Source organism: Thermococcus fumicolans (genome assembly GCF_055386755.1).
Genome location: NZ_AP042424.1, coordinates 672,286 through 683,886, shown reverse-complemented (window position 1 = coordinate 683,886; position 11,601 = coordinate 672,286). Strand labels below are relative to the sequence as shown.

At 55.5% G+C, this 11,601-nt stretch carries 12 protein-coding genes; 6 read left to right on the top strand and 6 right to left on the bottom strand.

Annotated elements, in window-relative coordinates:
* Nucleotides 1-26: 26 nt before the first annotated feature.
* The 5 genes from hypE to ACZ5AM_RS03825 form a co-directional block, all read right to left on the bottom strand.
* Entirely contained in the window at nt 27-1,043 is a 1,017-nt protein-coding gene (hypE, locus tag ACZ5AM_RS03845; protein WP_464915560.1) for a hydrogenase expression/formation protein HypE, read from the bottom strand.
* Nucleotides 1,044-1,045: 2 nt separating this feature from the next.
* Nucleotides 1,046-1,438, bottom strand: coding sequence for a HEPN domain-containing protein (locus ACZ5AM_RS03840; protein ID WP_464915559.1), 393 nt, complete (start codon nt 1,436-1,438; stop codon nt 1,046-1,048).
* A complete protein-coding gene (locus tag ACZ5AM_RS03835; RefSeq protein WP_464915558.1) occupies nt 1,435-1,761 on the bottom strand; it encodes a nucleotidyltransferase domain-containing protein in 327 nt (108 codons plus the stop codon). Before ACZ5AM_RS03835 ends, ACZ5AM_RS03840 begins: the two co-directional genes overlap by 4 nt.
* A gap of 42 nt (nt 1,762-1,803) precedes the next feature.
* Nucleotides 1,804-4,122 carry a carbamoyltransferase HypF gene (hypF, locus tag ACZ5AM_RS03830; protein ID WP_464915950.1) on the bottom strand — a complete coding sequence of 773 codons (2,319 nt, stop codon included), beginning with the start codon at nt 4,120-4,122 and terminating at the stop codon, nt 1,804-1,806.
* Nucleotides 4,123-4,258: 136 nt separating this feature from the next.
* Nucleotides 4,259-5,293 (bottom strand): TDT family transporter, encoded by a 1,035-nt coding sequence (locus ACZ5AM_RS03825; RefSeq protein ID WP_464915557.1) that lies wholly within the window; start codon nt 5,291-5,293, stop codon nt 4,259-4,261.
* A gap of 285 nt (nt 5,294-5,578) precedes the next feature.
* On the opposite strand from ACZ5AM_RS03825, the gene ACZ5AM_RS03820 reads away from it, so the two are divergent.
* Complete coding sequence (locus ACZ5AM_RS03820) at nt 5,579-6,490, top strand: cation diffusion facilitator family transporter (protein WP_464915556.1); 912 nt, start codon at nt 5,579-5,581, stop codon at nt 6,488-6,490.
* Nucleotides 6,491-6,534: 44 nt separating this feature from the next.
* Here the strand turns inward: ACZ5AM_RS03820 and ACZ5AM_RS03815 are convergent, their stop codons facing one another.
* Nucleotides 6,535-7,209, bottom strand: coding sequence for a diphthine--ammonia ligase (locus ACZ5AM_RS03815; RefSeq protein WP_464915555.1), 675 nt, complete (start codon nt 7,207-7,209; stop codon nt 6,535-6,537).
* 94 nt (nt 7,210-7,303) lie between these two features.
* Here ACZ5AM_RS03815 and ACZ5AM_RS03810 point away from each other — a divergent pair, with 94 nt between their 5' ends.
* The 5 genes from ACZ5AM_RS03810 to ACZ5AM_RS03790 are packed head-to-tail and all read left to right on the top strand — an operon-like array spanning nt 7,304 to nt 11,601.
* The gene (locus ACZ5AM_RS03810; RefSeq protein ID WP_464915949.1) at nt 7,304-8,602 is read left to right on the top strand and encodes a bifunctional L-myo-inositol-1-phosphate cytidylyltransferase/CDP-L-myo-inositol myo-inositolphosphotransferase; all 1,299 of its coding nucleotides are present in this window, start codon (nt 7,304-7,306) and stop codon (nt 8,600-8,602) included.
* Between the two features lie 41 nt (nt 8,603-8,643).
* A complete protein-coding gene (locus tag ACZ5AM_RS03805) occupies nt 8,644-9,792 on the top strand; it encodes an inositol-3-phosphate synthase (protein WP_464915554.1) in 1,149 nt (382 codons plus the stop codon).
* A 60-nt stretch (nt 9,793-9,852) separates the two neighbouring features.
* Nucleotides 9,853-10,452 (top strand): DUF4443 domain-containing protein, encoded by a 600-nt coding sequence (locus ACZ5AM_RS03800; protein WP_464915553.1) that lies wholly within the window; start codon nt 9,853-9,855, stop codon nt 10,450-10,452.
* Between the two features lie 4 nt (nt 10,453-10,456).
* Nucleotides 10,457-11,092, top strand: coding sequence for an orotidine-5'-phosphate decarboxylase (gene pyrF / locus ACZ5AM_RS03795; RefSeq protein WP_464915552.1), 636 nt, complete (start codon nt 10,457-10,459; stop codon nt 11,090-11,092).
* A complete protein-coding gene (locus ACZ5AM_RS03790; protein WP_464915551.1) occupies nt 11,083-11,601 on the top strand; it encodes an RNA-binding protein in 519 nt (172 codons plus the stop codon). The genes pyrF and ACZ5AM_RS03790 overlap by 10 nt, the downstream gene beginning before the upstream one ends.

Sequence of the window (11,601 nt, the reverse complement as noted above, 5' to 3'; positions counted from 1 at the left end):
AAACCCACTCAAACGGAAAGGAAAAGTCAGCATATCCTCGGCACGGGGTCTCCAGCTGGAGGCTCCATGAAGCGCTTTCCGCCGATTCCAGTTTCGAGAAGAACTTTCCCTTTGTATTCTTCTATTACCTCGCCTATTATTGCGGCGTTCTTCCCCTTCTCGGTTTTCTTCATTGCCCTCAGAGCGTCCTCCGCGTATTCTCTGGCCACGACCATGACGACTTTCCCCTCGTTGGCTACGTCGTAGGGGCTTATGCCGAGCATCTCGCTCGCGGCCCTTACCTCGGGCTTCACTGGTATGTCCTCCTCCCGCACTAGGATTCCGACGTTGCTCTTACGGGCAATCTCGTTGAGGGCGTTGCTTAGACCTGCCCTCGTCGGGTCCTTCATGGCATGGATGTTCTCCCAGCCTATTTCCTCGGCGACGGCTTTAACGACGTTCCATATAGGCGCGACATCGCTCTTCAGCTCGGTCTCAAAGGCTATGCCCTCGCGGTGGCTCATCAGCGCTATCCCGTGGTCGCCTACCGTTCCACTGACCAGAACCGCATCGCCGACTTTGGCTCCGGCGTCGCTTATCGGCCTCTCTGCAATTCCGATTCCGGCCGTTATGACAAACATCTCTATTGGGTCTTCAACGACCTTTGTATCCCCCGTCACTATCGGAACCGGAACTTCCTTTGCAGTCTCGTCCATCGAGTGGAGGATTCTCCTCAGGTCTTCCCCGTCGAAGCCCTCGCCGATTATCATCGAATTCGCTAAAGCGAGCGGCTTCGCGCCCATTACCGCCAAATCGTTCACCGTCCCGCTGACAGCCAAGCGCCCGATGTCGCCGCCCGGAAAGAAGAGCGGCTTAACCGTGTGGCCGTCTATGGTGAAAACTATGTGCTTGTCGCCAAATGGTATCGTTGCACCGTCGTCCAAAGCGTCAAGTCCAATTCCACCGGCGCTCTTGAGGGTCAGGGTTTTGAGTATCACGTCCCTCAAGAGCTCCTCCATTATCTCTCCACCGGCTCCGTGTTCGAGCTTTATCTTTTCCTCCATCTTCAGCCCTCCAAAAGACCTTTTTCGCGAAGGTAATTGACGGTGAATTCCAAAAATTCGCGGGCACGCCTTATGTTCTCGCGCGCCTCCTCCTCAGTTATCTCGACAGCAAAGGAGTAATCGGCAGTCTGTCTCAGGTTAAAAGCGGTTCTCAAATGGGTAAAAAATTTGTGGGGAACCTCACCGGTCTTAACGAACTCCCTGCCGAGGAGTGCTATCACTGCCGAATGCTTGGAGGCACTTATGTCCTTTGTGAGCAGAATTGCCTCAACACAGTAGAACATTGCGTAGTAGGCCCTTGAGAGGGCAAAACCATAGAAACCCTTTTCCAGGAGGGCCTCGGCCGCTTCAATACTCTCCTCGGCCTTTTTTATCATGTTCTCGTATCTGCTCATACCTTTATCCCCTCCACATGGACAGTCCGAATCAGTGGGTCGTTCTCCATTCTGGAATTCAGCGGATAGACGATGAGTGAGATAACGATGCCCCTCTCAAGCACGTACTTTTCGGTAATCTCGTTCAGTCTATCGTGTTCCTCAAGGCTCAGACGTCTCCTGGTTACCAGCAGAATGTCAACGTCGCTCCCCTCTCTGGCTTCCCCCCTCGCGTAAGAACCGAAGAGGATGACCTCAACTAGATCATCTCCGAGTATCTCCTTCAGCTTTCCCTTTACCTCCCTCAGGATTTCGAGGAGTTCATCCCTGGGAATGACGGGCATCTTTCCTCCTCCAATACAACTTCGGCGTTCCCAACTTAAACCTTACAGCATCAAATCTTCTTTACTGAGATATCCCTCGAGGTAAAGCCCTCCAAGGAAGGCCTGACCGACGTTTATTCCGTTGTCCCCCCGCGGGACTTCCGTCGTCGAGTGGAACCTAAGTCCCGAGCATTCTACAGCTTTTCTAATCGTCTTCACTATGAGCTCGTTGTAGGCAACTCCACCGCTCACCGCGACGTCTTTGACGCCGAACTCCCTCGCTTTCTCTACGGCAGTTTCTGCAAAGGCTCTCGCGAGTGCCAGGTGGGCTGAATACGCTATGTCGGCAGGTGGCGCTCTGTCCAGAACGTCGAGAACCTGAACGAAGAGCTCTTCCGCCCTTATCAGCTCCCCCTCGACCGGGATTTCGAACTTCAGGTCGTTCTTGCCCTTCATCGCAAAGCTCTCCAGCTTCATAGCAGGCTCGCCCTCGTAGTGCCTCCTGTAGGCGACGTTCAAAAGGACGGCCAGCGAGTCGAGAACCCTTCCCGTTGAGGACGCGTAGGCGAGGTTTATCCCCTTGGCGAGCTGGTTGAGGATAACGCCGAACTCGACCTTCCCGTACTTGAGGCTCTCAACGGCCTTTGGACAGCACTTCCTTATGATTCCTTCAAGCTCTTCGATGGGGTAAACTTTGCTGAGAATTCCCATAAGTGCTCTCAGCGGGTAGTAGCTCGCCAAATCACCGCCCGGGAGCGGGTAGTAGTCTATATGAGCTAACCTCTCAACGTCCTCGTAGCCCAGGTAGAGCACCTCACCGCCCCAGACGTTTCCATCCGTCCCGTAGCCGACCCCATCGAGGGCTATCCCAACGGCGGATTCGAGGTTTTTCTCAGCTAAAACGCTAGCTATGTGGGCGTAGTGGTGCTGGACCTGTAACAGCCCAACGCCCATCTCGTTCGCCAGCTCCATCGCCAGTTTCGTGGTGTTGTAAGCCGGATGGAGGTCGGCCACGATTAAATCGAACTCCTTAACGCGGAGAATCCGCCTGAAGTGCGCTATTGCTCCGCGCATGAATTCAAGGACCTCGACCTTTCCGGTGTTGCCAATGTACTGGCTCGGGTAAACCTTGCCGTTCTTTGCAACGCCGAAGGCGTTCATCAGCTCGGCTCCAACCGCCAAACCCCGGTAGTCGAAGGGAATCTCTATCGGCAACGGCACGAAACCGCGGGAGCGCCTTATGACAGCTCTCTTTCCGTCCACGAAGCGAATTACACTGTCGTCCGCCCTGTTGAGTATCTTCCTGTTGTGCAGGAGGAGGTAGTCCGCCATATCCCTGAGTTCTTCAAACGCTTTCTCGTTGTCCTTGACCATGGGCATTCCCGGATAATTGGCCGAGGTCATGACGTAGACTTTGGTCTTGCTCCAGTGGAAGAGTATGTAGTGAGTCCCGGCGTAGGGGAGCATGACGCCAATCGTGTGAAGCCCTGGCGCGAGGTTTTCCGGCAGGGGAAACGGTTCCCTCTTGCGGAGCGTTATTATCGGCCTCCTGTAGCTGGTGAGTTCCTCTTCCTCCTCTTTGCTCACGTAGGCGAAGCTTTTAACCGTCTCGAGGGAGTCTGCCATTATGGCGAAGGGCTTCTGTGGCCTGAAAGTCCTCTTCCTCAGTTCAGCAACCACGTCTTCCCTCGTGGCGTCGCACGCCAAATGAATTCCGCCGATGCCCTTGATGGCCACTATGTAACCCTTGTCTATCAGCTCCGCGGCCTTCCTCAGCGGGTCTCCGGTTATCTCCTCACCATCGGCCGTGTATAAGCGGTAGCTCGGCCCGCAGACGGGACAGGCTATGGGTTCCGCGTGATAGCGCCTGTTGAGCGGATCCTCGTACTCGCCCCTGCAGAAGTCGCACATGGGGAATTCACGCATCGTAGTGTTCTCGCGGTCGTAGGGCAGGTCCTCGATGATGGTGAACCTCGGCCCGCAGTTGGTGCAGACTATGAAGGGGTACATGTAGCGTTTGTTGGTCGGGTCAAAAAGCTCCCTCAGGCAGTCCTCACAGATGGCTATGTCCGGCGGGATTATCGAGTCGCCTCCGCTTCCTCCCTTTGAGCTTCTCTCGATGTAGAACTCGGGAAAGCCCTGGGGCGGAATTTCTCTCTTCTCAACGCGGTCAATCCTCGCGAGCGGTGGCTTCTTGCAGTAGATGTCCCGTATAAACGCCTCGATGTCCTCCTCCCGACCTTCAACGACTATCTCAACTCCAGCGTCGCCGAGGTTCTTGACGTAGCCCTTGAGGTTGTGCTCGTGCGCTATCCTATAGACGAAGGGGCGGAATCCTACCGCCTGAACTATTCCCTGAACGTGAAGGTGATACGCCTTCATTCTCTCACCGACTTCCATTTTGCGATCAAAGCCTTTATAGGTTTCCAAAACCAAAAGTTGAAAACAACAGAGGAGTTCTAAACCTTCGGTTTCAGAGCAACTTCCTCTAAAAAAGTGGTGAAGGGATGTTCCACCTTTAAGCTGCTTTTCGCTGTTCTGAGCTCTTGAGAACGAAGTTTTTCAGCGTCAGGGCTCCTGTAACAAGCCACAAACCAAATAGAAGCCAGTAGAGGGCAAAACCCAGGGAGTCTATGGCGCCGATGCCGAAGGCTGTTCCAACGTTGTGGGTTGCGCTGACGTAGGCCCCCAGCGGAAAGATGAAGGCCCACCAGGCGAGGCTATAGGGCAGGTTGAGCCTCCTTATATAGTGGAGCGTCATTATCACTGCCATCGCCAGCCACCAGACTCCGAAGCCCCAGAAGAGCAGGCCAAACGCTAGAAAAGCTTCCCTCGCACCGCCCGGCAGGAAGGACGAATTCCTGACGAGGGCGTAGAGCGTACTGGTACCCGCCCCTATCGGACCGAGGTTTATCCAGATTGAAGGTGCCATCCCGCAGGGCATCGGCTCGTGCCTTATGAAGCGGAAGAGCACTATCGCGAAGAGACCTAGATAGAGGAAGAAGCCCGAACCCCAGGCGAAGTAGTTGACCAGCACCATTGCCTCCCTCCAGGGGACGGAAAACGTGCCGATAAGCGGCGCACCGCTCAGGGGGATCACTATCAGCCCAACCGGAGGGATGAACCACGCCGGCGTGACGCTCTTCACGTCGATCTCTCCCCTGGTGAACATGATGTAGGGTATCAGGAGGGCGAAGAAAATCGTTAGGGGCATTCCCACGAGCCAGAAGGCCTTCGCTATGGACACATTTCCCAGTATCAGCAGGTAGTCCGCCGAGAGGACGAGCATCGCTATCGCTATCGTCCCGTAGAAGTGGCAGACCACCGGGTGATAGAGGTCTTTTGTAGCTTCCTCCCTGTACCTCAGCCAGCGGAGGAGCCATGGGATCAGAAAGATGAAGAACAGTGCGGTGTTGAGATAAGTCAAAGCAACTGCAAGCCCCTTGAGTCCCGGTAACCTCGATGAGTACGCGAGGCTAACTAAGGCTAAAGTCCCAGTCCCCATAACGCTCGCGAACCAGCTTGGAGCGAAGTTTCTTACGTTCATCCTCATCCAATCACCTGAAAAAATTCACATATGATAGTTTTTAAATGTTTTCTAAACCTTCGGTTCAACACCCGAGCCTTAACCTCTACCGTGATGCCCTTTAGTTTATCATCCCACGTTATGTGTACAAGCAAACAGCCCTACCAAGAATTTGACCTAAAGAGAAAACGCAACAACGGTTGTTCCAAGAAAGAAAAGGGCCTTCCCTGTATCTCGCGCTAAGGCAACCCCACCCATAAACGGAAACAGCAACAAGAAAGTTTTTATTTTCCCTGGGTTGGACTCCGTAACATGTCAAACGGGCACAATCACCACCATCAGCACGGCAAGCTTAAGGGGAGGATGGCCTTCTCGATAGTTCTCAACCTGGTAATCACGATTGCCGAGGTAATCGGTGGAATCCTCTCCGGGAGTTTGGCTTTGCTAAGCGACTCCCTCCACAACTTCAGCGACAGCATGAGTTTGCTCGCGAGCTACTTCGCGATAAGGATAGGCGAGAGGAAGGCCAACGAGAAGTACACCTTCGGCTATAAGCGAGCTGAAATCCTCGTTGCCTTCATGAACTCCGCGGTTCTCGTTGGCGTTTCCCTCTTTCTCCTGGTTGAGGCCTACAGGCGCTTCAAAAACCCTGAGCCGATAGACGGGCCGCTTATGCTCGGGGTCGCGTTGATAGGCCTCGCCGCCAACCTCCTCTCGGTTTTTCTCCTCCACAGCCACGCCCACGAGAGCATGAACGTCCGCTCCGCTTACCTCCACCTCATGAGCGACACCCTCTCTTCCGTGGCGGTCGTCATCGGCGGAATCCTGATAATCAAGTGGAACGTCACCTGGGTTGACCCACTCGTGACGGTTCTGATCTCGCTCTACATCCTGAGGGAGGGCTACGAGATACTGAAGGAGAGCGTTGAGGTCCTCATGGAGGCTTCTCCGGAGCTTGACCTTGAGGCGATAAAGGCCGAGATAGAGTCCATCCCCGGCGTTAAGAACGCCCACCACTTCCACGCTTGGCGCATAGGGGAGAGGGAAATCCACTTCGAGTGCCATGTGGAAGTTGACGACATGCCCATAAGCGATGCTCAAAGAATAATCGACCGGGTTGAGGAGGCTTTAAGGAAGTACGGGGTAACCCACGTGACGGTTCAGCTGGAAGCGGACAGGTGCGACGGGAAAGACATTATCTGTGAAAGAAGAGGCAAACCGTAAAATAGTCAGATGAAGCCCCCTTGTAAGGGGGAGGTCAAAAACCGCTACTTTGGCTCCAAGTGCGCCCTCTTGACCTCAAGCACGCCGGAATAACTGCACTCGTTCCACCTTTTTTCAACCTCGTCGAAGACTATTCTGGCCCTGAAGAAAGGCGCGTCCCTGACGAAGGTCTCGAACTCGCCGCCCTCCCCAGCAACGTGGATCTTGTACTTCTCGTGGAGCTTAACCAGCCCCTCCAAAGCTTTCTCGTCGATTTTCCTGCCGAGCCAGCGCTCGTCGAGGCCGTAGGCGGCTGTGCCGACCATAACTATGTCAAAGATTCCAACCAGCTCGCGCATATACTCGATAGGGTCGCGGTGCCAGGCCGGGGCGAAGCTCTGGATTCCGAGCTCCTCAGCGACCCGGTCCACGCGCTTCTTCTGGTACTCGCTGGCCAAAGCTCCTGCAACAACCCCATCTATTTTCAACCCCTCGAGAACGGCCTTCATGTCCTCGACTTCCTTCTCCTTCTCCCCGCTCGTGAAGCCCTTGATGAGGGGAATCCCAACGGCCTTGGCCTGGAGTTCCGTGAGGTGAATGTTCGGTACGTGATACATGTAGCTCTCGTCGCTCTCGCTCACCATACTGACGAGGTACTTAACCTCAAACCCCTGCTTCAGCGCCCAGTAGAGGGCGTAGTTGGAATCTTTCCCACCGGAATAAAGCACCGCAACGCGCATCTCCCTCACCCGAAAGGTTTAAATTACCCAAGGTTAATTTAACTGTGGTTCTCCTCAGCGGGCCCTCTCAAAGGAGCTTAAAAAGGTGATGCCGATGGAACCAAGAACGGCAGTGATTCTCGCGGCCGGACTCGGAACCAGGATGGGCAGCAGGCCAAAGGGACTCGTCAGAGTCGCAGGAAGGGAGATTCTGTACCGGACGATGACGCTCCTCCAGCGGAACGGCGTTGAACGCTTCATCCTCGTCACCAACGACCGCTACGCCCCGCTTTACAGGGAGTTCATCGAGAGGCACGGTTTTCCCGCGGAGCTGGTTATAAATCCCGAGCCCGAGAAGGGCAACGGGCACTCCCTCCACCTCGCGAAGGGAAGGGTTTCGGGGAAGTTCGTCTTGGTGATGAGTGACCATGTTTATTCAGAGGCCTTCGTGGAGAGGGCCGTTAAAGGAAACGGCCTCATAGCGGACAGGAGGCCGAGATGGGTAGAGATTGACGAGGCAACAAAGGTTAAGGTGAAGGACAACCGCGTCGAGCGCATCGGGAAAAATCTCAAAGAGTGGGACGCGGTAGATACGGGCTTCTTCGTCCTCGACGAGGGGATTTTTGAGACAACAGAAGAGCTGGAGCGCGAGAGGAACGGCGATTACACCCTCAGTGAAGTGATGGGCAGGGCGAAGCCGCCCGTTACATTCGTCGACGGCCTCGGCTGGACGGACGTGGACACACCGGAGGACCTCAAGAGGGCCCGGAAGATGCTCGTCAAGACGGCAGTAAAGGGGACCGGGGACGGATTCGTCAGCAGGCACCTGAACCGCAAAATCTCAACCGAGATAAGTACCCTGCTCGTGGAGAAGGCCACGCCGAATGGGATGACAGCCGTTACCTTTGCCCTCGGAATCCTCTCTGCCCTGCTGACCCTCATGAGCCTTCCATTGGCGGGCATCCTCTACCAGCTCAGCTCGATACTCGACGGCGTCGACGGTGAACTCGCGAGGGCCGGGCTGAGGACAAGCAGACTGGGCGGTTATATAGACTCAATCCTCGACCGCTACGTCGACGGAAGCTTTCTGGCTCTGCTGGCTTACTCAACACTGAGCGAGCCCCTATGGTACCTCATCGCCCTCTTCGCTCTCCTCGGCTCGGTGATGGTCAGCTACTCAACGGAGAGGTTTAAGGGGGCGTTCTGCAGCGACGCATACTCGGAAGTGCCGGTTCTCAGAAGACTGCCTGGAAAGAGGGACGAGAGGGTCTTCCTCACGATGTTCTTCCTGCTGTACCCAGCTGACTACTCCATAAAGGCTCTGTTCGCCATACTGACCATCCTCACCCACCTCCGGGTCGCGCTGACCCTCTATTTCGTTTCCAAAAAAGTTTCGCAGCCGAAAACTATTTAACTGCTATAAAATATCTTACAACAACGAAGGAGGTGGAGAAGATGGTGAAGGTTGTCATACTCGGACAGGGCTACGTTGCCAGCATCTTTGCGAGCGGACTTGAGAAGATAAAGGCAGGAAAGCTCGAGCCCTACGGCGTTCCGCTTGCCGATGAGCTTCCAATTAAAATCAAGGATATAGAGATAGTCGGCTCCTACGACGTCGACGCGAGCAAGGTCGGAAAAGACCTCTATGAGGTCGTTAAGGCCTACGACCCAGAGGCCCCGGAGAGCCTCAGGGGGATCACAATCAGGAAGGGTGTCCATCTCGGAAGCCTCAGGAACCTTCCGCTTGAGGCTACCGGCCTAGACGACGAGATGACTCTTAAGGAGGCCGTTGAGAGGCTCGTGAGCGAGTGGAAGGAGCTCAAGCCGGACGTCTTCGTCAACGTCTGCACCACTGAAGCCTTCGTCCCCTTCGAGAGCAGGGAGGAGCTCGAGAAGGCCATCGAGGAGAACAACAAGGACAGGCTCACCGCGACGCAGGTCTACGTCTACGCTGCAGCTAAGTACGCGAAGGAGGTTGGAGGGGCGGCCTTCGTCAACGCGATTCCAACTCTCATAGCCAACGACCCGGTCTTTGTTGATCTCGCGAAGGAGAGCAACCTCGTTATCTTCGGCGACGACGGTGCCACCGGTGCCACCCCGCTCACCGCCGACGTCCTCAGCCACCTCGCCCAGAGGAACAGGTACGTCCTCGACATAGCGCAGTTCAACATCGGCGGAAACAACGACTTCCTGGCTCTCACCGACAAGGAGAGGAACAGGAGCAAGGAGTTCACCAAGTCGAGCATAGTCAAGGACCTCCTCGGCTACGACGCGCCGCACTACATCAAGCCCACCGGCTTCCTCGAGCCGCTCGGCGACAAGAAGTTCATAGCGATGCACATCGAGTACGTCAGCTTCAACGGCGCCCACGACGAGCTCGTCATAACCGGCAGGATAAACGACAGTCCTGCTTTAGCGGGCCTCCTCGTCGACCTCGTCAGGCTCGGAAAGATAGCAGTTGACAAGAAGGAGTTCGGCACGGTCTACGAGGTCAACGCCTTCTACATGAAGAACCCGGGACCGAAGGAGAGGGGCAACATACCGCGCATCATAGCCCACGAGAAGATGCGCATGTGGGCCGGCCTCGAGCCCAAGTGGCTCTGACCCCTTCTTTTCCAACAAACCTTTTAATCCCTTTTCCCAAATTCTCTCGGAGGGAAGCCGATGAGCTGGAAGAGGGGAGCCTATCCTGAGTTCACGCTTGAAGATGCGGTCGCGGTTCTTTTCATGCTCCAAGAGCCGGTTGGGAGAAAGACGATCTCCGAGGTTCTCGAGCTCGGCGAGGGGAGTGTGAGAACACTCCTAAAGAAGCTAAGCCATCTAGGCGTCATACGCTCAAGCCAGCGTGGTCACTCGCTCAACGAAAACGGGCGAAAACTCGTGGAGAGGATGGAGTCCTGCTTCTCCGGAACAAAGCAGGTCAATAAAATCGATGGCCACCCAGCGCACGCCCTCGTTCTCAGGAATCCACCGGAGTTCAAGAGCATCGAACTTCGCGATGAGGCGATAAGGTTCCACGCCAAGGGCGCGATGATACTCATCGTGAAGAACGGAAAGCCCGTCTTCCCTGAGGATGAACGACCCTTGGACGAGACGATGCCCGAGCTCGCGGAGAGGCTCTCCACACTGAACCCGGAGGAGGGAGACATGGTGATAGTCACGTGGGCGGAGAGCGAGGCGGATGCGATGAAGAGCGCCTACCACGTGGCGCTGACCCTGAAAGGGGAGTGCATTCCGGAGGAGATAAGCTCCCTCGTGAGGTGAAAACGTGAGCAGGCTTATTCTTGCTTTGGACGTCTACGACCGCGAGAGGGCCATGGAGATAGCCCGTCAAACCGCTGACTACCTCTGGGCGGTGAAGGTCAACTGGCCGCTGATAATCGGCTCGGGCCTTAAGATAATCACCGAGCTGAAGCAGGTGACGGGACTGCCGGTCATAGCCGATTTGAAGCTCGCGGACATCCCCAACACGAACCGGCTGATAGCGAAGAAGGTTTTTGAAGCCGGCGCTGATTATGTGATAGCTCACGGCTTCGTCGGGAGGGACAGCGTTAAAGCGGTTATGGAGTTTGGAGAGACGATAATCGTCGTCGAGATGAGCCATCCGGGCGCGGAGGAGTTCATCCAGCCGGTAACGGATAAGCTCATCGAGATGGCCAACGAACTGGAGCCCTTCGGTGTTATAGCCCCCGCAACGAGGCCGGAGCGCGTTGGCTACATCCGCTCGAAGCTTAAGCCAGGGATCAAGGTGATAACCCCCGGCGTTGGAGCGCAGGGAGGAAAAGCTAAAGACGTTTTAAAGGCCGGGGCGGACTACATCATCGTGGGGAGGGCCATCTACCAGAGTGAGAACCCGAGGGAGAGCGCGGGGAGGATTTTTGAGGAGGTGAAAGCATGGAGCTGAAGGTCAAGCACCCCCTCAGCAAGAAGGAGGTCAAGGAGATAATCCGCGAGATGAGCGAGATCTTCGGTGAGGAGATAGCTAAGAAAATGCTGAACAAGAAGGACAGGGTCGAGCTGGCGGAGTTCGACAAGACCACTGAGATCCTCCTCGTCAACGGGAAGCCCTTCTTCATAAGGCGCAAAGGCCTAATCTTCCCGCTTGTCATAGCGCTCTACGAACTCTCCAATGAGGAGGACTTGAGGAAGTGGCCGAGGAGGGTAGTGGTGGATGCGGGAGCGGTTCCGTTCATCATCAAAGGTGCCGACGTCATGGCCGCGGGTATAACCGACGCCGACGAGAACATCAGGGAGGGCGACTTCGTCTTTGTTGTGGAAGAAGACTACGGGAGGCCGCTCGCCATAGGGATAGCCCTGATGGACGGGAAGGCGATGAAGGAGAAGCCCAAGGGCAAAGCCGTCAAGAACATCCACCACGCCAAGGACAGGATATGGGACCTGACGGTGGGATGA